We start from the raw sequence: 21,042 nt of genomic DNA on the forward strand, positions 1-21,042 counted from the left end.
AGGCCCGGTCATCCCTCACGGATGACCGGGCCTGACCTGGTGTATCTGTGTACGCCGCCACCCTCGAAGCCGGATCCCGGCCTCGCAGGGACCAGAACTGACGCCGTCGACACTCGGGCGGCCCGCGCCCGACGGCGCGCCGCATCCGACAAAAGCAAAAGCCCCAGGTCACGGCGAGTGAGTCCTGAGGCTTCCACAGAGCCGCCTTCGGGATTCGAACCCGAGACCTACGCATTACGAGTGCGTTGCTCTGGCCAACTGAGCTAAGGCGGCACGCTCTGTCGCACCATGGTGCGGTCAGCAGCGACGCCAAGTCTACACAGTTTCCAGGGGTGCTCCGTACCGCCCGCCCCCATGGCCGTATCCGCAGGTCAGGTGCACTTCTTGCCGTCCTTGGGGGGAGTCCCCTCCAGCAGGTAGGTGTTGATCGCCGTGTCGATGCAGTCGCTGCCCCGGCCGTACGCCGTGTGCCCGTCGCCCTCGTAGGTGAGCAGGGTGCCGGAGGAGAGCTGCTCCGCGAGGGACTCGGCCCACTTGTAGGGGGTGGCCGGGTCACGGGTGGTGCCGACCACGACGATCGGGGCGGCACCCTCGGCCTCGGTGCGGTGCGGGGTACCGGTGGGGTCCACGGGCCAGGAGCCGCAGTTCAGCGCCGCCCAGGCGAAGCCCCTGCCGAAGACCGGGGAGGCCTTCTCGAACTCCGGGAGCGCCTTCTCCGCCGCTGCGGGACCGTCGAAGGCAGGGGCCAGGTCGAGGCAGTTCACGGCGGCGTTGGCGAACATCAGGTTGGCGTACTCGCCACTCGGCTCACGCTCGTAGTAGCTGTCGGCCAGGGCGAGGAGGCCGGAGCCGTCACCGCGCTGCGCACCGGCGACGGCTTCACGGAGCTGGGGCCAGGCGGCCTCGTCGTACATGGCGGCGATCACACCCGTGGTCGCCAGGGATTCGGTCAGCTGCCGGGTCTCGCCGGTCGGCACGGGCTCGGAGTCCAGCTGGGCGAAGAGCTCCTTGAGGGTGGTCGCCGCATCGGCGGTGGACGAGGTGCCGAGCGGGCAGTCCGTCTGCTTCACACAGTCCGCGGCGAAGGACTGGAACGCCCCCTCGAAGCCGGCGGTCTGATCGCGGTTGATGTCGACCGCGGGAAGCGAGGGGTCCATCGCCCCGTCCAGGACGAGACGCCCCACCCGGGCGGGGAACAGATCGGCGTAGGTCGCGCCGAGGAACGTGCCGTACGAGGCGCCGACGTAGTGCAGCTTCTCGTCGCCGAGCAGGGAGCGCAGGATGTCCATGTCGCGCGCCGTCTCGACCGTGGAGACGTGCGGAAGGATCTTTCCGGAGCGCTTCTCGCAGCCCTCGGCGAACTTCTCGAAGGATGCGCGCAGCTCGGCCACCTCACCCTTGTCGTCCGGGGTCTGGTCCACCTGCGTGTAGGCGTCCATGTCCTTGCCGGAGAGGCACTCGACCGGTTCACTGCGGGCCACCCCGCGTGGATCGATGGACACCATGTCGTACCGGGCCCGGACGGGGGCGGGGTAGCCGATCCCCGCGTACCCCTGGAGATAGTCGACGGCCGAGCCCCCGGGACCGCCGGGATTCACCAGGAGCGAGCCGATCCGCTTGCCGGGGCCGGTCGCCTTCGCGCGCGAGACGGCCAGCTCGACGTCTCCGGCCCCAGGCTTCGCGTAGTCCAGCGGTGCCTTCATCGTGGCGCACTGGAAGCCCTCCACGCCGCAGTCCCGCCAACGCAGCTTCTGCCCGTAGTACGGCTTCAGCTCCTCCGCGGCGGCCGAGCCCGTCGCGGACCCACTCGGCGTCGTACTTCCGCTGCTGCAGCCGGAGACGAGAAGGCCGGCAGTGCCGAGCGCGGTGGCGAGGATACGGAGCAGGCGCCTGGTGTCCATCCCCGGAGCGTAGCCGCCAGGTGACGACTCCACCGATTCCCTGCCCATACGGGTGAATTCACCCAGCCCTGTGGACCGTGCGGCCCTGCGGCTCCGGCCGGGACGCAGGACGTCAGCCCGCCCGGAGCTCCACCGCCATCGCCTCCACGGCGAGCAAGGGCGCGACGTTACGGTCGAGGGCCCGGCGGCAGGCGAACACGGCCTCGATCCGGCGCAGGGTCCGCTCGGGCGTGGACGACTCGGCGATCCGGTCGAGGGCGTCCCGCACGTCGGTGTTGGCGAGAGCGATCCGGGACCCGAGCTGAAGAGCCAGCACATCGCGGTAGAAGCCGGTGAGTTCACTCAGCGCCAGATCGAGACTGTCCCGCTGCGTGCGCGTCCTGCGGCGCTTCTGCCTGTCCTCCAGCTCCTTCATCGCACCCGCCGTCCCGCGCGGCATCCGGCCACCGGCCACGCCGCCGAGCGCCGCCTTCATGTCGTCCGTCTCCTTGACGTCGACCTCTTCGGCGACCTGTCTGGCGTCGTCCGTGGCCGTGTCGATCAGCTCCTGCGCCGCCTTGAGGCAGCCGCCGACGTCATGGACGCGCAACGGGAGCTTGAGCACGGCGGCCCGGCGGGCACGCGCCCGCTCGTCCGTGGCCAGGCGGCGCGCCCTGCCGATGTGCCCCTGCGTCGCACGGGCGGCGGACGCGGCCCGCTCGGGATCGATGCCGTCACGCCTGATCAGCACGTCGGCCACGGCGTCCACCGGAGGCGTACGCAGGGTGAGATGGCGGCAGCGCGAACGGATCGTGGGCAGCACGTCCTCGAGGGAGGGGGCGCAGAGCAGCCACACCGTGCGGGGCGCGGGCTCCTCCACCGCCTTCAGCAGGACGTTTCCCGCGCCTTCGGTGAGGCGGTCGGCGTCCTCCATGACGATGACCTGCCAGCGGCCGACGGCGGGGGACAGCTGGGCGCGGCGGACCAGCTCACGGGTCTCCTTCACCCCGATGGAGAGCAGATCCGTGCGGATCACCTCGACATCGGCGTGGGTACCGATCAGCGCCGTGTGACAGCCGTCGCAGAAGCCGCAGCCGGGAGCCCCGCCCAGGGCGCGGTCGGGGCTGGTGCACTGGAGCGCGGCGGCGAAGGCGCGGGCGGCGGTGGACCGGCCGGAACCGGGCGGGCCCGTGAACAGCCAGGCATGGGTCATCTTCGAGCCGGGGGGCACCGGCTCGCCCGCGGAGATGGCGGTGACCAGTACGTCGGCGTCCCGGGCGGCGGCACCGAGCTGCTCCTGCACCCGGTCCTGTCCGACCAGGTCGTCCCATACGGTCACGGTCGCCGCCCTTCCGGTGGTGTGGCGCGGGAACGCCGGAATCCCATCGCCTCCCTATTGTGCGGGAAGGCTCTGACAATCCCGGCGTCCCGTCCCCGGTCCCACCTCACCGTCAGCGGCGGGGCCGGCGCCCGCCCCGTCCGGATCCGCCTTTGTCGTCCTCCTGGCCGCCGAGCAGTTCGTCGGCCAGGGACGGCAGGTCGTCGAGCGGCGTCTCCTCGGCCCAGTCGGGACGCGGCCGCTTCTGGCGGCCGGGAGCGTCCTGGACCGGCCGTCCGGCCTGCGGGTCTTCGACCTGGGGCAGTTCACGCGTGCGCTCGTTCTCGCTCTCGGCGCCGGAAGCGCGGCGCTCGTCGCGGAAGACGCCCGGCGGCACGCGGTCCGACGGGTCCTCGTCCCGCACGGGCGGCAGCACTGCCGTCTCGTCCGCGTCCCGCACGGGCGGCAGCACGGCCGTCTCGTCCGACGGGCGGTCCGGCCTGGCGACCGGCACGGGCTGCGTGATCTCGTTCGGATTCACCACCGGGGTCGGGACGGTGAGCTCGTTGTCCGGCACGTACGGCCCGGTGGACCCGGAGCCGGGGCGGCCGGACTCGTGGGAACGCTGCGCGGCGGCCTCCTCGGCCCGGGCTGCTGCCTCGGCCTCGGCGCGGCGGCGAGCCTCCTCGGCCCTCACCAGCGCCTCCTCCGCCTTGCGCTGCTTCTCCAGGCGCAGTTCCTCCGCCTCCTTGCGCAGCCGCGCCTCCTCCTTGGCCTGCGCCCGCAGGCGCTCCTGCTCGGCCTCGCGCACCCGCTCCTCGGCCTCGAGACGGGCACGCTCCTCCTCCGCACGGCGACGGGCCTCCTCGGCGCGCTGCCGGGCCTCCTCCGCCTGCCGTTCGGCCTCGCGCTGCCGCGCCTCTTCCTCCTCGCGGCGCCTGCGCTCCTCCTCCTCGGCGCGGAGCTTGGCGAGCTGAGCCTGCCGCTCACGCTCCAGCCGCTCCTCCTCGGCCTTGCGGGCCGCCTCTTCCTCCGCCTTGCGCCGGGCCTCTTCCTCGGCCGCCCTGCGGGCCTCTTCCCTGGCCTGGATCTCGGCCTCGGAGAGCGGCAGGACCCGGTCGAGCCGGTGGCGTACGACGGTGGTGATCGCTTCCGGCTCCTGCCCGGCGTCCACCACCAGGTAGCGGGCCGGGTCCGCTGCCGCGAGCGTGAGGAAGCCGGACCGCACCCGGGTGTGGAATTCGGCGGGCTCGGACTCCAGCCGGTCGGGCGCCTCGGTGAAGCGTTCCCTCGCCGTCTCCGGATCGACGTCCAGGAGCACCGTCAGATGCGGTACGAGTCCGCTCGTCGCCCAGCGCGAGATCCGGGCGATCTCGGTCGGGGCGAGGTCCCGGCCCGCGCCCTGGTAGGCGACGGACGAGTCGATGTAGCGGTCCGAGATGACGACCGCGCCGCGCTCCAGCGCCGGACGGACGACCGAGTCCACGTGCTCCGCCCGGTCGGCGGCGTACAGCAGTGCCTCGGCCCGGTTCGACAGACCGGCCGAGGAGACGTCCAGGAGGATCGAGCGCAGCCTCTTGCCGACCGGGGTGGCCCCCGGCTCACGCGTCACGACGACCTCGTGGCCCTTGGCGCGGATCCATTCGGCGAGCGCCTCGACCTGGGTGGACTTACCGGCTCCGTCGCCGCCCTCCAGGGCGAGGAAGAAACCGTTCGCCGCGGGTGCGACGGCGGGGTCGCCGCCGCGCAGGGCCTCACGCAGGTCGCGGCGCAGCGGCACACCGGCGCGGTCGTCGGTCCTGGCGAGGACGATCACCGCGACCGGCAGCAGCAGAGCGCCGATGAGCATCAGCGCGAAAGCCGCGCCGCCGTGTGCGAAGACGAAGTCGCCGGATCCCAGACGGTGCCGCCCGATGGCGGCGGCGAGCAGCGGGCCGCCCACCGCGCCGAGCGCGACCATCACCCGGACGACTGCCTGGAGGTGCTCCGTGGTCCTGGCCTGCCGGAGAGGCTCCGTCTCCTGGTCGACGACCGCATGCCCGATGTTGGCGGCGACCCCCGCCGCGTAACCGGCGAGGAGCGCGATCAGCAGCCCCGTGGCGGTGTCGGGGACCAGGCCGAGCGCGAGGAGCGCCACGCCCGTGACGGCGACCGCCAGTGCGAGCAGGCGACGCCGCGACAGGGCGGGCAGCACCTTCGGCGCGGTACGGATGCCGAGTGCGGTGCCACCGGTCAGGGCCAGGATCAGCAGGGCGAAGGTGGCGGGCCCGCCACCGAGATCGGCGGCGTGCAGCACGGAGACGGCAGCCGCGGCGGCGATGGCCCCGGCCACGGCGGAGCACGCGGCGACGACGAGCGGGATGCTGCCGGTCCGGCCCTTGCCGGACCCCGTTCCGGTGGCCGGCCTGCGCAGTCCCTCCAGGGGCGAGCGCGGGCGGGGGGTCTGGGTGGCCGGAAGTTCGAGGAAGTACAGGGTCGAGACGGAGGCGGAGAAGAGTCCTGCCGCGACGTAGGAACCGAGCGCGGCCTGGTGGAAGGAGAACCAGTCGAAGCCGGTGCCCAGCAGTTCACCGATCAGCGAGGCGATGACCAGCACGGCGGCGGCCGCCGGGACCGCCAGGAAGTTCGTCCGGAGGGAAAGCCTCCGCAGGGCGTCGAGGTGGTCGGGCAGCGGGCGCACCGCGGCGCCCTCCAACGGCGGGGCGGGAAGCAGCGCGGGAGCCGCGCTCTCCTTGGCCACCGACCACAGCCGTTCGCCGGTACCCGCCAGGAAGACGGTGATCAGGATCATCATGAGTGCCTTGTCCGGCATCCAGTCGATCCACAGGGGCGCGACGACCAGGAGAGCTAGCCGGAACGCGTCCGCCCCGATCATCAGCCAGCGCCGGTCGACGGGGCCACCGGGCGCCGTGAGCGCCGTCAGAGGCCCCAGGAGTACGGCTCCGAAGAGCACGGTGGAAAGGATCCGGGCACCGAACACGGCGGCGACGGCGAAGGCCGCCCCGCGGTATCCGGCCCCGAAGGAGCCCTCGAGGACCGCCGCCTGCAGCGACAACAGCACAAGCACCAGAAGGGCGAGGGAATCGCCGATACTGCCGACGAGCTGGGCGCTCCACAACCGCCGGAGCGGGGGGACACGCAACAGGGCTCGTACGGCTCGCTCGCGTGAGTCTGCGGCAAGTGTGTCGGAGGTGGGGCTCACGACCAATGGCTGCTCGGCTCGCGTCATCCGCCCAGCCTATCGGGAGCCGTGCGGTACCCGGGGGCCGCGTCCGAACATATGCCCACGGAAACGTCGGCCGCCCCTCGCACGAACGCCGGAAGGGCCGGGTCGTCCCGGCCCTTCCGGCGTTCGAGGCCGGCGGTCAGCTCCGCATCACTTCACGGCCGACGGCCGGCTCCGTGCGCCGGCCGCCACCGCCGAGGCGGCGGCGGTCAGCCCTCCTCGGACGGAGCCGAAGCGGTCCTCGTGGCCGCGGCGGTCGTCTTCTTGGCGGGCGCCTTCTTGGCGGTGGTCGTCTTCTTCGCGGCCGTGGTCTTGGCGGCGGTCGTCTTCTTCGCCGTCGCCTTCTTGGCCGTCGTGGCCTTCTTCGCCGTCGCCTTCTTGGCCGGAGCCTTCTTCGCCGTCTTCTTCTTCGCCGGGCCCTTGGCCCGCTTCTCGGCGAGCAGTTCGTAGCCGCGCTCCGGCGTGATGTCCTCGACGCTGTCGTCGGTCCGCAGCGTCGCGTTCGTCTCGCCGTCGGTGACGTAGGCGCCGAAGCGGCCGTCCTTCACGACCACCGGGGCCCCGCTGACGGGGTCCGTGCCCAGTTCCTTCAGCGGCGGCTTGGCGGCGGCCCGCCCGCGCTGCTTCGGCTGGGCGTAGATCGCGAGGGCCTCTTCGAGCGTGATGTCGAAGAGCTGGTCCTCGGACGTCAGGGAACGCGAGTCCGTGCCCTTCTTCAGATAGGGCCCGTACCGGCCGTTCTGCGCGGTGATCTCGACGCCCTCGGCGTCCTCGCCCACGACCCTCGGCAGCGACATCAGCTTGAGCGCGTCGGCCAGCGTCACCGTATCGAGCGACATGGACTTGAAGAGCGACGCGGTCCGCGGCTTCACCGCGTTCTTGCCCGTCTTCGGTGTGCCCTCGGGCAGCACCTCGGTGACGTACGGGCCGTACCGCCCGTCCTTCGCGATGATCTGGTTCCCGCTGACCGGGTCGGCCCCGAGCTCGAAGTCGCCGCTCGGCTTGGCCAGCAGCTCCTCCGCGAGCTCCACGGTCAGCTCGTCGGGCGCCAGGTCCTCCGGCACGTCCGCGCGCTGGTGGCCCTCGGAGTCCTTCTCGCCGCGCTCGATGTACGGACCGTAGCGGCCGACGCGGAGCTTGATGTCGTTGCCGACGGGGAACGAGGAGATCTCGCGGGCGTCGATCGCGCCCAGGTCCGTCACGAGCTCCTTCAGGCCGCCGAGGTGGTCCCCGTCGCCGTTGCCCGCGGAGGAGGCCGCTCCCGCACCGGTCGCGTCGCCGCCCGTGCCGAAGTAGAAGTGCCGCAGCCACGGCACGGACTGGGCCTCGCCCCGCGCGATGCGGTCGAGGTCGTCCTCCATGCGCGCGGTGAAGTCGTAGTCGACGAGCCGGCCGAAGTGCTTCTCCAGCAGATTGACCACGGCGAAGGAGAGGAAGGACGGCACCAGGGCCGTGCCCTTCTTGAACACGTAGCCGCGGTCCAGGATGGTCCCGATGATCGAGGCGTACGTCGACGGACGGCCGATCTCGCGCTCTTCGAGCTCCTTGACCAGCGAGGCCTCGGTGTAGCGGGCCGGCGGCTTGGTGGCGTGGCCGTCGACCGTGACCTCGTCGGCGGTCAGCGGGTCGCCCTCGGCGACCTGCGGCAGACGGCGCTCACGGTCGTCCAGCTCGGCGTTCGGGTCGTCCGCGCCTTCGACGTACGCCTTCATGAAGCCGTGGAAGGTGATCGTCTTCCCGGATGCCGAGAACTCGGCGTCGCGGCCGTCGCTCGCCCGGCCGCCGATCTTCACCGTGACGGAGTTACCCGTGGCGTCCTTCATCTGGGAGGCGACGGTCCGCTTCCAGATCAGCTCGTAGAGCCGGAACTGGTCGCCGGTGAGGCCCGTCTCGGCAGGGGTGCGGAAGCGGTCGCCCGAGGGGCGGATCGCCTCGTGCGCCTCCTGCGCGTTCTTCACCTTGCCGGCGTACGTGCGGGGCTTGTCGGGCAGGTAGTTCGCCCCGTACAGCTGCGTGACCTGCGCCCGGGCCGCGGAGACCGCGGTGTCCGAGAGGGTCGTGGAGTCCGTACGCATGTAGGTGATGAAGCCGTTCTCGTACAGCTTCTGGGCCACCTGCATCGTGGCCTTGGCCCCGAATCCCAGCTTCCGGCTCGCCTCCTGCTGGAGGGTCGTCGTACGGAAGGGGGCGTACGGGGAGCGCCGGTACGGCTTCGACTCGACCGAGCGGACCGCGAACGCGCTGTCGGCGAGCGCCGCGGCCAGGGCGCGGGCGTTCGTCTCGTCCAGGTGCAGTGTCTGGGCCGAGCCGGGCTTGAGCTGCCCGTCCGGACCGAAGTCACGGCCCTGGGCGATGCGACGCCCGTCGACCGCGCTGAGGCGGGCGGTGAGCGTCGAGGGGTCGGAGGTGTCACCGGTGCGGCCGGTGGCGAAGGTGCCGGTCAGGTCCCAGTACTCGGCGGACCGGAAGGCGATGCGCTCGCGCTCCCGCTCCACGACGAGCCGCGTGGCCACGGACTGGACACGGCCCGCGGAGAGCCGCGGCATGACCTTCTTCCACAGGACCGGCGAGACCTCGTAGCCGTACAGACGGTCGAGGATGCGACGGGTCTCCTGGGCGTCGACCATGCGCTGGTTCAGCTCGCGCGGATTGGCCACGGCGGCCCGGATCGCATCCTTGGTGATCTCGTGGAAGACCATCCGGTGGACCGGGACCTTGGGCCTGAGGACTTCCTGCAGGTGCCACGCGATGGCTTCGCCCTCGCGGTCCTCATCGGTGGCGAGGAAGAGTTCGTCGGATTCGGCAAGAAGCTGCTTGAGCTTCCTGACCTGGGCTTTCTTGTCGGCGTTGACGACGTAGATCGGCTGGAAGTCGTTCTCGACGTCCACGCCGAGGCGGCGTACCTCACCGGTGTACTCGTCCGGCACCTCGGCGGCGCCGTTCGGCAGGTCGCGGATGTGCCCGACGCTCGCCTCGACGACGTATCCGGGGCCGAGATAGCCCTTGATCGTCTTCGCCTTGGCAGGCGACTCGACAATGACGAGTCGGCGGCCTGCGGTCTCGCTGGTCGGGGACAACTTCGCTCTTCTCTCCGGTCGGCACTCGTGGGCATCCGGGCGGCGTCATGACGCTGCCCGCGGTGCTGTCGCTGCGGAGTGTGACGGTACAACCCGCCCCCGTGTCAAACGGCAAAAGCCCGCAACGGCCACTCGAACGGTAACCCGACTTCCGCCATTCCTGCCGCCCGGACTGCCCGGTCCGGTCCTCGCAGGGCTGCCGCCTGCGGGTTTCGAGGTGCTGTCGGGGAACCACGGCCCGGCCGCCCGGCGGCCGGGGCCCCTGCCCGGAGAAGGGGATCAGACGCGGGTGAAGCACCACACGCCGAGGACGAGGAAGAGTACGCCGAAGAGCGTGGCGAGGACGGTGGAGGCGACGGGGCTCACACCGAGCGCCACCGGCGCACGCCGAACGGTGCGCGCCCCGGTCCATACGAGGAGGGCGGCGCCGAAGAGCGCGAACGCCGCACCGGCGAAGACCGCGGTGACACTCTCCATGTCCGTACCCCTCACGCTTCTCCCCCGGCTGTCGCCGCGGCGTCCGTACACCGGCACGCTTCCCGTGGCTCCCGTGCCGCCGCGCTGTGTGGGCGGCCCGGCAGAGGGGAGGCTGCCACGCCGGGGCGTCGCCGGTACGAACCCCCGATGAACACGGTGCAGCTCACCGGGGAACGGTCGTGAGCGGAATCCGCGAGCCGCGCAGCCGCCCGGTGGCAGTCGCGGTGGGCGGAACCCGCGGGCCGCTCCGGAGTCCTGCATCGGCGTGTGGACACGCTGGTCGGCCGGGCGCCGGGTCCCGGGCGCCGGGCGCCGGACGGTGCGGCTCCGGTGTGCAGGACGGACCGTGACCGGGCACCGGGAAAGCCGCCGAAGACGGTGCCGGTGCTGCCGGTGCCCCGGCGCGGGGTCACCGGACGGGATCGATGAAGCCTTCCTCGACCAGGAGCCGGATCGCCTGCGGGGTGCGGTCCCGCAGCAGCACCGGGTCCTCGGCCATCAGCTGGGCGATGGCGTCCAGGATCCGGCCTGCGGGCAGCGAACCGTCGCACACGCCTGCGAACCCGGCCCCGACGGCGTCGACCTTGGTCGCACGCCGCATGCCACGGTGCTGACGCAGCACCACATGCTCGGGATCCTCGGCGCCCGGCAGCCCGACCTGCTCCTGGACGACCTCCTCGGCAAGAGTGAAGTGCGCGGCGAGCAACGCCGCGTCGTCGTGCTCCCGCAGATAGTCCTGCCGTGCGAAATGAGCCTCGACGGCTGATCCGAGAGGCTGCTCCACCGCGTGCGGCCACTCCTCGGCGACGAGCGAAGGAGTCCCGGCGGCGGCCGCGGCGGACTTCCGGAGCGTGATCCAGCCGAAGCCGACGGCCTTGGTGCTGCGGGCCTCGAACTCGTCCAGCCATGCCTCGTAACGCTCGGCGTAGAGAGCGGGATCGGCGCGGTGATCGCCACTGTCACGCAGCCACAGCTCGGCGTACTGCGTGATGTCCTGCACCTCGCGCTGCACGATCCAGGCGTCACAGCCGTCGGGCACCCAGGAGCGCACACGGTCCTGCCACTCCTCGCCCTCCACGTGCTGCCAGTTGGCGAGGAACTGTGCGTACCCGCCCTCGTTGAGCCGGTCCCCGGCCTGCTGCACGAGGGTCCGGCACAGGTCGTCGCCGCCCATCCCGCCGTCACGGTAGGTCAGACGGGCACCCGGGGAGATGACGAAGGGCGGGTTGGACACGATCAGGTCGTACGTCTCCGTACCCACCGGCTCGAAGAGGGAGCCCGCCCGCAGATCGGCGGGCGCCGCTCCGGACAGGGCGAGGGTGAGGCGGGTGAATTCCAGGGCGCGCGGGTTGACGTCCGTGGCGGTGACGCGAGTGGCGTGCTGGGCGGCGTGCAGAGCCTGGATGCCGGAGCCCGTACCGAGATCGAGGGCGGAGGCGACGGGCTTGCGCACGGTGATCCCCGCGAGCGTGGTGGAGGCCCCACCGACGCCGAGGACCACGCCTTCCTCGTGTGATCCGATGCCGCCGGCCCCGCCGACCGCGCATCCCAGGTCGGAGACGATGAACCAGTCCTGGCCCTCCGGCCCGCCGTAGGGGCGGACGTCGACGGTCGCTGCGACCAGGTCGCCCTCCTGGACCACCCAGCCGTCCTCCACGCACTCCTCCAGGGGGAGGGCTGCGGCGGCCGTGGCGGCCGGAACGGGGCACTGCAGAAGGAAGAGCCGCACCAGCGTGTCGAGCGGTGAATTCCCGCGGGTGGCGCGGAAAGCCGGGACCGTCTCGCTACGGGCGAGGGCGGCGTACGCGGGTGCGCCGAGCCGTTCGAGGAGGCCATCGGCGGTGAAGGCGGCGGCGATCAGGGCTTCGCGGAGCCGGGGCGCGCGGTCGGATGCGGGGAGGCTGGTCGTACTCACCCGCCCATTGTGTCCGGTCACGCCGACAACGGCAGCGGCCCGGCGCCCACGAGGGGCGGCCGGGCCACTTCGCACGGGTCTCCCCGCGACGGCTCCGCGCCGCTCACCGCGTGCACCGGCGAGGGCGTCCGGCGGTGCGGCCGCTCGCAGACCTGCCGTGATCGCGGCCGTTCGCACGGCCGCGATGACGGCTGCTCGCGCGCGGCGGTGCGGCCTGCCACGCGCTCGCCACTGCGGCTTTCCGCCGCACGCGCCGCCAGTGCCGCTACGGCATTTCGCGCGCGCGGCCCCAGCGCCGCCGAGTCCTTGCACGCAAGCGCCGTGGCCGCCCCACGCCGATCCGCTCTACGCCTTGGCGCTCGCCGAGGCCGAGGGCGACGCGGACTGCGACGCCGGGGCCGACGGAGCGGAGGCGGGCGGGGCCGAGGCGGTCGGCTTCTGGCAGCCCTTCTGCTTCGCCATCGCGGCACCGACCTCACCGGACTGGAGCTTCTTCAGCGCTTGGTCACCACTGGTGCTGATCTTGTTCAGCTCGTCCGCGATGCCCTTGAGCCCGTCGGCGAACTTCGCCTGGTCCTTCGTGTCGAGCCCGTCGACCTTGGTCTTCAGGTTCGCGTAGGCGACCGAGGAAGCGTTGAGCTCCTTCACAGCCTCCTTCTGCGTGGTCTCCCCACCGTCCACGGGCGGCGCCCCCGCCGACTGAACGGCCGAGCCCAGCGCCTTGTACGCCTGCGAGATCTGCTGGAAGGCGGCCGAGTCGGTCTTCTGTACGTCAGCCGGCTTGCTGTTGTCAGCCGTCTGCTGCTGGATCGCGGCATTGGCGTTCGCGATCTTCTGCAACTGCGGCTGAACCTGGTCGCAGACCTTCTTCGCCCAGTCGTTCACCTTGTTGTCGCTGTCGTCGTCGCTGCAGCCCGACAGCGTCAGTACGAGTACCGCACCGCCGGACAGTGCGGCTGCAAGCTTCTTGTTCACCGGATTGGGTCCCTTCCAAGGCTCTCGGCCCCGGAACTTACACGCCAACTGGGCGACAAACAGGCGCCGTGCATCCGATATGTATTCTTTTGCAGCCATTTGCACCAAGGGAAATGAGGGAGATACAACTCACCTGCCGACTCGGACAGATGTGCGGAGCCACCTTGGCGGCAGCCGGCACCTCCCTGACGCGAACACGACGGACGGCACATCAGAATGTGCCGTCCGTCTCCGTGCTGAGCAGGCGTCAACCCACGGACCGGCTCCCCGCGACCACGTCCGTTACGAAACCGCCGCCGGCCCGGTGGACTTGGCAGGGCCGCCTCCGCCGTCGCCACCGCCGTCGCCGTCCTGTCCGTCGACGTCGCCGACGGCGATTCCTCGCCGTTTGGACACGTAGACCGCCCCGATGATGACGACGAGGGCGATGACGGCCACCAGAGCACGTACCCCCGCGCTCGCGTCGTCGCCGTAACTGAACTGCACCACCGCGGGGGCGATGAGCAGGGCCACGAGATTCATCACCTTGAGGAGCGGATTGATGGCCGGTCCCGCCGTGTCCTTGAACGGGTCGCCGACCGTGTCGCCGATGACCGTCGCCGCATGCGCCTCGCTGCCCTTGCCACCGTGGTGGCCGTCCTCGACGAGTTTCTTGGCGTTGTCCCACGCACCACCCGAGTTGGCGAGGAAGACCGCCATCAGGGTGCCGGTGGCGATCGCCCCCGCCAGATAGGAGCCGAGAGCCCCGACCCCCAGGGTGAACCCCACCGCGATCGGCGCCAGCACCGCCAGCAGGCCGGGCGTCGCCAGCTCGCGCAGCGCGTCCTTGGTGCAGATGTCGACGACGCGGCCGTACTCAGGCTTCTCCGTGTGGTCCATGATCCCGGGGTGTTCCCGGAACTGCCGCCGCACCTCGTAAACCACGGCTCCCGCCGAACGGGAGACCGCGTTGATGGCCAGCCCGGAGAAGAGGAAGACGACCGCGGCTCCGAGGATCAGGCCCACCAGGTTGTTCGGCTGGGAGATGTCCAGACTCAGCCCGAGCTCCCCCGCCCGGGCCCCCACGTCGTCGACCGCCGTGGCGATGGCATCCCGGTACGAGCCGAAGAGCGCGGCCGCTGCCAGGACCGCCGTGGCGATCGCGATGCCCTTGGTGATGGCCTTGGTGGTGTTGCCGACGGCGTCCAGGTCGGTGAGGACCTGGGCGCCCGCACCCGTGACGTCTCCGGACATCTCGGCGATGCCCTGGGCGTTGTCGGAGACCGGGCCGAACGTGTCCATCGCGACGATGACGCCGACGGTGGTGAGCAGGCCGGTACCCGCCAGGGCCACCGCGAAGAGCGCCAGCATGATCGACGTACCGCCGAGCAGGAAAGCCCCGTAGACGCCGAGCCCGATCAGGAGCGCGGTGTAGACCGCCGACTCCAGGCCGATGGAGATGCCCGCGAGGACGACGGTGGCCGGGCCGGTCAGCGAGGACTTGCCGATGTCCCGGACGGGACGCCGCGTGGTCTCCGTGAAGTAGCCGGTGAGCTGCTGGATCAGGGCGGCGAGGACGATGCCGATGGCCACGGCGACCAGTGCGAAGACGCGCGGGTCGCCGCCGTGCGAGGTGATGGCCGCGTCCGTGACCCCGTCCAGCTCGGCGTACGAGGAGGGCAGGTAGACGAAGACGGCCACCGCCACGAGGGCGAGCGAGATCACGGCGGAGACGAAGAATCCGCGGTTGATGGCGCTCATCCCGCTGCGGTCGGCGCGCCTGGGCGCGACAGCGAAGATGCCGATCATCGCTGTGACCACCCCGATCGCCGGAACGATCAGCGGGAAGGCGAGCCCCGCGTCGCCGAAGGCGACCTTGCCCAGGATGAGTGCGGCCACGAGCGTCACGGCGTACGACTCGAAGAGGTCGGCAGCCATCCCCGCGCAGTCGCCGACGTTGTCGCCCACGTTGTCGGCGATGGTGGCGGCGTTACGCGGGTCGTCCTCCGGGATGCCCTGCTCCACCTTGCCCACGAGGTCGGCACCCACGTCGGCGGCCTTGGTGAAGATGCCGCCACCGACTCGCATGAACATGGCGATCAGTGCGGCACCGAGGCCGAAACCCTCCAGCACCTTGGGCGCGTCGGCCGCGTACACGAGCACCACGCAGGATGCGCCGAGCAGGCCGAGGCCCACCGTGATCATGCCGACCACCCCGCCTGTGCGAAAAGCGATCTTCATCGCTTTGTGCGAAACGGCGGTGAGATCCTTTTCCGGTTCTCCCTCGGCGGGAGTCGCCTCACGTGCGGCGGCAGCCACGCGCACATTACTGCGGACGGCGAGCCGCATACCGATGTATCCGGTGGCCGCCGAGAAAAGCGCGCCCACCAGGAAGAACAGCGAGCGCCCCGCACGCTGCGACCAGTTGTCGGCCGGAAGCAGCAGAAGCAGGAAGAACACGACGACGGCGAAGATGCCGACGGTGCGCAGTTGCCGGGCCAGATAGGCATTCGCGCCTTCCTGGACGGCCGCCGCGATCTCTTTCATACGTTCGGTGCCTTCACCGGCTGCCAGAACCTGGCGTGTGAGCAGCTGAGCCACGACCAGCGCGGCCAGGGCGACGACCGCGACGACGACGACGATCAGCCGGTTGCCATCGGTGAGTACCGCGGCTGCGAGTGAGGTGGACCGGCCGGAAGATGCGGAAACGTGGGCCAGTTCTGCCAGTGGGGTGTTGAAGAACTCCGCCATACGTCCTCCTTGACGCTGAGCGCTCAAGACGTGGACGGATTGTAGGGAGAGGAACCTGATCACAACAGTGGGTGGTCAATGAAATAAGCTTTCGTCCACCCAATGGCAAATGATCTCGCACCTCTCTGAACCCGAATGCAGTAACGGGGCAGACGCGTGGCTCGCACGGAATTCTGAAGATCACCGGTCCAGCGAAAAGGAAATGCCCTGTTCAGCAGGGCTCGAAATCGTGATCACACCTGCCCTGAAGCCTCCGCCCGACGAGGCACAGGGCAGAGCGGGGGCCGCGCGACACGCGTCGGGCCGTCGTCGGGGCGGCTTCTGGGTGGCTTCGGGACTCAGGCACGAAGGAGCGCGGCAGCGCGAGGCGTAAAGGGCAGCGGAAGAGCGGGGAGATGAACGTAGGACGGGGAGAGCCGCAGGGGGCCGATGGCCCTCGCGAGGCGGGCGGAGCGCACCGGACATGCGGGCCGCACGAGGCAGGGGAGGCAGACGGGGCCCGGGGCGCCGGGCAGGGCGGGTCGCGCCCAGCGTCAGGCGGGTCGCACAAGGTGGGGGTGAGGCACTCGGGCGTCAGGCAGATGCGCCGCGCCGGGCATCAGGCAGGCGGCCGCGCGAGCGCCGGACAGCCGAGCCGAGCCGAACTCCGAGCATCATGCAGCGGAGTCAAGCCGAACGCCGAGCACCAGGCAACCGGGGCGCGCCAAGCGCCGGCCGGGTCGCACAAGGTGGGGTGAGGCACGCCGGGCGTCAGGCAGATGTACCGCGCCGGGCTGGTTGTCACCCCGCACCAAGGCCGGGCGGGAGGGATCCGGGGGGCGGGTGGGGTCAGGGAAGCACCACGGCCGGAGTCGTCGGCCAGGTCATACGGATCACTCCGCCGTCCGCACCCGTGCGGACCTCCACGTCGTCGACCAGGCCGCTGATGACGGCGAGACCCATCTCGTCCTCACTGTCCGCCTCGGTCTCCGGGGCGTCCGAACCTCCACCGCCGGGCACTCCCGCCGCTGAGGCGTTGCTTCCCGGGGCAGGAAGCCCATCGCCGACCTCGATGGAGAACGCCTTCTCCTCCTCGGTCAGAACGACCGTGACCGGTGCGGCGATGCCATGGCTCCGATGCAGCCCCACGGCGCGGCTGCACGCCTCGCCGACTGCGAGTCTCACCTCGTCGAGCACCGCCTCGTCGACGCCGGCCCTGCGCGCCACGGCGGCTGCCACGAGGCGGGCCGTCCTGACGTGTTCGGGCTGAGCGCTGAAGCGGAGTTCAACGGTTGGCATGCCATCCCCCTCAAACGTTTAGGCGTGCATTCAGGGGCCCGGGCGTGGCGCCCGGTACCCCTGCTCTCATTCTCCTCCAGAGACCGACGAAGCCGGCAGCCGGCCACATGGCCGACCGCCCGCTCTTGGCGGCCCGACTGCTGCCGCCTGCCGGTCTGTCGCTGCGGGCCTGCCGGCCTTGGAGCTGCCGGCCTGCCCCGACGGTCAGTCGGTAGCCGCGACAGCCTCGTCGACCGTGGTGTGAATGGGAAACACCTTGGTCAGACCTGTGATCCGGAAGATCTTGAGAATGCGCTCCTGGTTGCACACCAGACGCAGTGAGCCCTCATGGGCCCGGACACGCTTCAAGCCACCCACGAGCACGCCGAGGCCGGTGGAGTCGAGGAAGTCGACGCCTTCCATGTCGACAACCAGGTGGTAGCTGCCGTCATTCACCAACTCGACCAACTGCTCGCGCAGCTTGGGCGCGGTATACACATCAATCTCGCCACCGACCTCGACGACCGTACGGTCGCCACCAGGCCCGGACACATTGCGAGTCGACAGGGACAGGTCCACGGATCCTCCAGCACCTTGCTATCGAGCGGTCGCCCCTCGGTCTCCCCGACGGAGGCCAGGGGACGGATCGCCAGCCGCGATGGCATTCAATCACTTACCAGCAGCCATGCACGACGCCTTGGGACCATTGTCCGTCACGCCAGTGACACACTCGGTGCCGATGGCCAAGAATCACCGCCCCAGTCGACCACCCGAGAACGCGGGCTCGCGCCCCTCTCCCACGGTGGTTCTCGACCGGCTCGCCGCAGCGGCGGGCCGGGCAGCGCGCATCACTCATACGGAGCACTTGCCCCCGCGTGCGGGAACCCATGCCACCTGGCCGGATCGCATCCGGCCAGAAGTGATCTCGGCGATCGGCCAAGCGGGGATCGACCATCCGTGGACGCATCAGGCCACCGCCGCCGAGCACGCCCTGGACGGCGAATCCGTCGTGATCGCCACCGGAACCGCATCCGGCAAGTCGCTCGCCTACCTCGCTCCCGTACTGAGTACCCTCCTCGATGGCGCCCACGCCCCGAACGGCCGAGGCACCACCGCCCTGTACCTCGCCCCCACCAAGGCCCTGGCAGCCGACCAGCGCCGCGCGGTGAAGCAGCTGGCGGCGCCCCTCGGCTCCGCGATCCGCCCGGCGGTCTACGACGGGGACACGCCGGTCGAAGAACGCGAATGGGTGCGCCAGTACGCCAATTACGTCCTGACGAATCCCGACATGCTGCATCGAGGCATTCTCCCGTCCCACCCCCGCTGGGCGTCCTTCCTCCGTTCCCTCCGCTTCGTCGTCGTCGACGAGTGCCACACCTACCGAGGTGTGTTCGGCTCCCACGTCGCCCAGGTGCTGCGCCGGCTCCGGCGCCTCTGCGCCCGCTACGGGTCCGAGCCCGTCTTCCTTCTCGCCTCCGCCACCGCGGCACAGCCTTCGGCCGCCGCAGGCCGGCTCACCGGCCTGCCCGTCGTGGAGGTCGCCGACGACGCCTCGCCCCGCGGTGAGCTGGTCTTCGCCCTCTGGGAGCCGCCGCTGACCGACCTGCACGGCGAGAAGGGGGCTCCGGTACGCCGTACCGCCACGGCCGAAACCGCTGACCTTCTGACCGACCTGACGCTCCAGGGCGTTCGCTCGGTCGCCTTCGTCCGCTCCCGACGCGGAGCCGAGCTCATCTCCGTCATCGCGAAGGAGCGGCTGGCCGAGGTGGACCGCTCCCTGCCCGGGCGCGTCGCCGCCTACCGCGGCGGCTACCTGCCCGAGGAACGCCGGGCTCTGGAACGCGCACTGCACTCCGGAGAACTGCTCGGCCTGGCCGCCACCACCGCCCTGGAACTCGGCATCGACGTGTCGGGCCTCGACGCCGTCGTCATCGCAGGCTATCCGGGCACTCGTGCCTCCCTCTGGCAGCAGGCCGGGCGCGCCGGGCGCTCGGGGGAAGGCGCCCTGGCCGTCCTCGTGGCCCGGGACGACCCGCTGGACACCTTCCTCGTGCACCATCCCGAGGCCCTGTTCCAGCAGCCGGTGGAGTCGACCGTCCTGGACCCGGACAACCCCTACGTCCTCGCACCGCACCTGTGCGCCGCGGCCGCGGAACTCCCCCTCACGGAGGCCGACATCGCACTCTTCGGCCCCGCTGTTCCCGAGCTTCTGCCGCAGCTGGAAGCCGCGAAGCTGCTGCGCAGGAGGACGACCGGCTGGCACTGGACCCGCCGTGAGCGCGCCGCCGACCTCACCGACATCCGCGGCGGAGGCGGCCGCCCCGTCCAGATCGTCGAGGAAGGCACCGGCCGGCTGCTGGGAACCGTGGACGAAGCAGCCGCACACACCGCCGTCCACGAGGGCGCCGTCCACCTCCACCAGGGCCGGACATACCTGGTCCGGAAGCTGGATCTGGAGGATTCCGTGGCCCTGGTGGAAGAAGCCGTCCCTCCCTACTCGACCAACGCCCGCGACACGACCGCGATCGCCGTGCTGGAGACGGACACCGAGATCCCGTGGGGTGACGGGCGGCTCTGCTTCGGCTCCGTCGAGGTGACCAATCAGGTCGTCTCCTTCCTGCGTCGCAGGCTGATCACCGGGGAGGTCCTGGGCGAGACCAAACTCGACCTGCCGCCCCGCACCCTGCGCACCCGCGCTGTGTGGTGGACCGTCACCGAGGACCAACTCGATGCCGCCCGGATCAGCCCGGAGATCCTCGGAGGTGCCCTGCACGCAGCGGAACACGCCTCCATCGGGATGCTGCCGCTCTTCGCCACCTGCGACCGCTGGGACATCGGCGGAGTCTCCGTTCCGCTGCACCCCGACACACTCCTGCCGACGGTGTTCGTTTACGACGGCCATCCGGGAGGCGCCGGCTTCGCGGAGCGCGCCTTCCACACGGCCCGCTCGTGGCTCACGGCGACACGGCAGGCCATCGCGTCGTGCGAGTGCGAAGCGGGCTGCCCGTCCTGCATCCAGTCCCCCAAGTGCGGCAACGGCAACGACCCTCTGCACAAACGAGGCGCTGTGCGTCTCCTGACAGAACTGCTCAGAACGGCGCCGCCGGAGCCCGAGGAAGGGCACCCTGCAGAGCGCTCCGGGGGTCCGCGGCCGGAAGGCGCTGAGGGATGAGGCCATGGGTGTGAACCGACTCCTCGGCGTATGACGGCGCCGCAGGACGAACCGGTGACGGCGGGGCCTCCGGAGGTCCCGCTCTCGACCTGACCTCGGGCGTGTACGGGCCGAAGCGCGCGCGGGCAGTCACGTCGGCGATCTCGCCCTGAACCACGCAGCGAACGATCTCTGCTCCTTGGGCCACGGCGACCTCGCCGGCCACCCCGCACGCCACCTCAGCACCCCGCAGCGCCCGGTCGGCTGCCGCGAGCGCCGCCAGATCAGCCGCGCCACCCGCCCTGTGGCGGGCGGACACGGCCTGGCCGAGAGCCAGGACCATCGCGAACACCGCACAGAGCGTCGCCGCCGTGACGGCCACCCAGACTGTCGCCAGCCCCCGGTCTCCAGCTCCGGGACCGCCCCTCTTCCTCCTCACGGCTCCACCCCCACAGTGTCCTCGGCCGATGCGACCGCCTCAGCACTCAGCGTCAGGCCCAGCGATCCGGGCCCCGGCGTCGGCGCCTCCACTCGCACCCGCCAGAGCCCCCCGGCCCGCTCCACGGCGACCCGGGCTCCGCCGGGTGCCGCAGCACGGGCCGCGGACCGTACCGCGTCCTCCGGCTCCGACCTGGCCGCGGCCCGCGCTCCGGCCCGCGCGGCATCCACACAGCGGATCTGGTCCGAGGCGGCCACCAGCGCCCAGACAAGAGCGAGGACGAATGTCACCAGCACGGGAAGGACCATGGCGGCCTCCGCCGTCACCACTCCCCGGTCACCACCCCGGCCCCTCCACGGCGCTTCAGAACTTCGCATCGAGGGCGTCCTTGATCAGCGACTGCAACGCCGACAGCACCGCCCCGCTGGTGACCACCTTGTAGAGCACCGCCGCGAACGCGCAGGCGGCGATGGTCCCCACCGCGTACTCGGACGTCGTCATCCCCCGGTCGGAAGCACGGCACCTGCCACTCCTGCCGAACCCCGCCTTCCACGCCCGACACAGCGTGTTCACAGAGCGAATCATCATTTTCCTACT

14 protein-coding genes and 1 tRNA gene are annotated in these 21,042 nt (G+C 71.1%); 1 reads left to right on the plus strand and 14 read right to left on the minus strand.

The window, feature by feature from the left end:
* Window positions 1–199: 199 nt before the first annotated feature.
* The 11 genes from OO67_RS00465 to OO67_RS00515 form a co-directional block, all read right to left on the minus strand.
* Window positions 200–273, minus strand: a tRNA-Thr gene (locus OO67_RS00465).
* A 98-nt stretch (window positions 274–371) separates the two neighbouring features.
* Window positions 372–1,901 (minus strand): alpha/beta hydrolase, encoded by a 1,530-nt coding sequence (locus OO67_RS00470; protein WP_033296541.1) that lies wholly within the window; start codon window positions 1,899–1,901, stop codon window positions 372–374.
* A gap of 112 nt (window positions 1,902–2,013) precedes the next feature.
* On the minus strand, window positions 2,014–3,219 hold the full coding sequence (locus tag OO67_RS00475) for a DNA polymerase III subunit delta' (RefSeq protein WP_033296542.1): 1,206 nt from the start codon (window positions 3,217–3,219) through the stop codon (window positions 2,014–2,016).
* Between the two features lie 112 nt (window positions 3,220–3,331).
* Window positions 3,332–6,427: a dTMP kinase gene (gene tmk, locus OO67_RS00480; protein WP_051709049.1), complete on the minus strand. Its 3,096-nt coding sequence runs from the start codon at window positions 6,425–6,427 to the stop codon at window positions 3,332–3,334.
* 206 nt (window positions 6,428–6,633) lie between these two features.
* Window positions 6,634–9,501: a type I DNA topoisomerase gene (gene topA / locus OO67_RS00485; protein ID WP_033296544.1), complete on the minus strand. Its 2,868-nt coding sequence runs from the start codon at window positions 9,499–9,501 to the stop codon at window positions 6,634–6,636.
* A gap of 279 nt (window positions 9,502–9,780) precedes the next feature.
* Window positions 9,781–9,978 carry a hypothetical protein gene (locus OO67_RS00490; protein WP_033296545.1) on the minus strand — a complete coding sequence of 66 codons (198 nt, stop codon included), beginning with the start codon at window positions 9,976–9,978 and terminating at the stop codon, window positions 9,781–9,783.
* A 409-nt stretch (window positions 9,979–10,387) separates the two neighbouring features.
* A complete protein-coding gene (locus OO67_RS00495) occupies window positions 10,388–11,893 on the minus strand; it encodes a DUF7059 domain-containing protein (protein WP_033296546.1) in 1,506 nt (501 codons plus the stop codon).
* Between the two features lie 345 nt (window positions 11,894–12,238).
* Window positions 12,239–12,868 carry a hypothetical protein gene (locus OO67_RS00500; protein WP_033296547.1) on the minus strand — a complete coding sequence of 210 codons (630 nt, stop codon included), beginning with the start codon at window positions 12,866–12,868 and terminating at the stop codon, window positions 12,239–12,241.
* A gap of 282 nt (window positions 12,869–13,150) precedes the next feature.
* Window positions 13,151–15,598, minus strand: a complete 2,448-nt coding sequence (locus tag OO67_RS00505; protein WP_033296548.1) for a sodium-translocating pyrophosphatase — start codon at window positions 15,596–15,598, stop codon at window positions 13,151–13,153.
* Window positions 15,599–16,426: 828 nt separating this feature from the next.
* A complete protein-coding gene (locus tag OO67_RS00510) occupies window positions 16,427–16,876 on the minus strand; it encodes an ATP-binding protein (protein ID WP_033296549.1) in 450 nt (149 codons plus the stop codon).
* A gap of 204 nt (window positions 16,877–17,080) precedes the next feature.
* Window positions 17,081–17,434 (minus strand): STAS domain-containing protein, encoded by a 354-nt coding sequence (locus OO67_RS00515; protein ID WP_003967428.1) that lies wholly within the window; start codon window positions 17,432–17,434, stop codon window positions 17,081–17,083.
* 79 nt (window positions 17,435–17,513) lie between these two features.
* On the opposite strand from OO67_RS00515, the gene OO67_RS00520 reads away from it, so the two are divergent.
* Entirely contained in the window at window positions 17,514–20,027 is a 2,514-nt protein-coding gene (locus tag OO67_RS00520) for a DEAD/DEAH box helicase (protein WP_078597514.1), read from the plus strand.
* On the opposite strand, the gene OO67_RS36050 is transcribed toward OO67_RS00520, so the two are convergent.
* From OO67_RS36050 to OO67_RS35625, 3 genes are read right to left on the minus strand one after another with little or no spacing between them, the layout of a single operon-like run.
* Window positions 19,945–20,445: an Rv3654c family TadE-like protein gene (locus OO67_RS36050; RefSeq protein ID WP_244299985.1), complete on the minus strand. Its 501-nt coding sequence runs from the start codon at window positions 20,443–20,445 to the stop codon at window positions 19,945–19,947. The two genes, OO67_RS00520 and OO67_RS36050, sit on opposite strands and share 83 nt — an antisense overlap.
* Window positions 20,442–20,822, minus strand: coding sequence for a TadE family type IV pilus minor pilin (locus OO67_RS00525; protein ID WP_051709051.1), 381 nt, complete (start codon window positions 20,820–20,822; stop codon window positions 20,442–20,444). The genes OO67_RS36050 and OO67_RS00525 overlap by 4 nt, the downstream gene beginning before the upstream one ends.
* Window positions 20,809–21,033, minus strand: a complete 225-nt coding sequence (locus OO67_RS35625) for a DUF4244 domain-containing protein (protein ID WP_382056122.1) — start codon at window positions 21,031–21,033, stop codon at window positions 20,809–20,811. Before OO67_RS35625 ends, OO67_RS00525 begins: the two co-directional genes overlap by 14 nt.
* Between the last annotated feature and the right edge of the window lie 9 nt (window positions 21,034–21,042).

The sequence above is a fragment of the Streptomyces atroolivaceus genome (assembly GCF_000717025.1).
GTDB lineage: Bacteria > Actinomycetota > Actinomycetes > Streptomycetales > Streptomycetaceae > Streptomyces > Streptomyces atroolivaceus.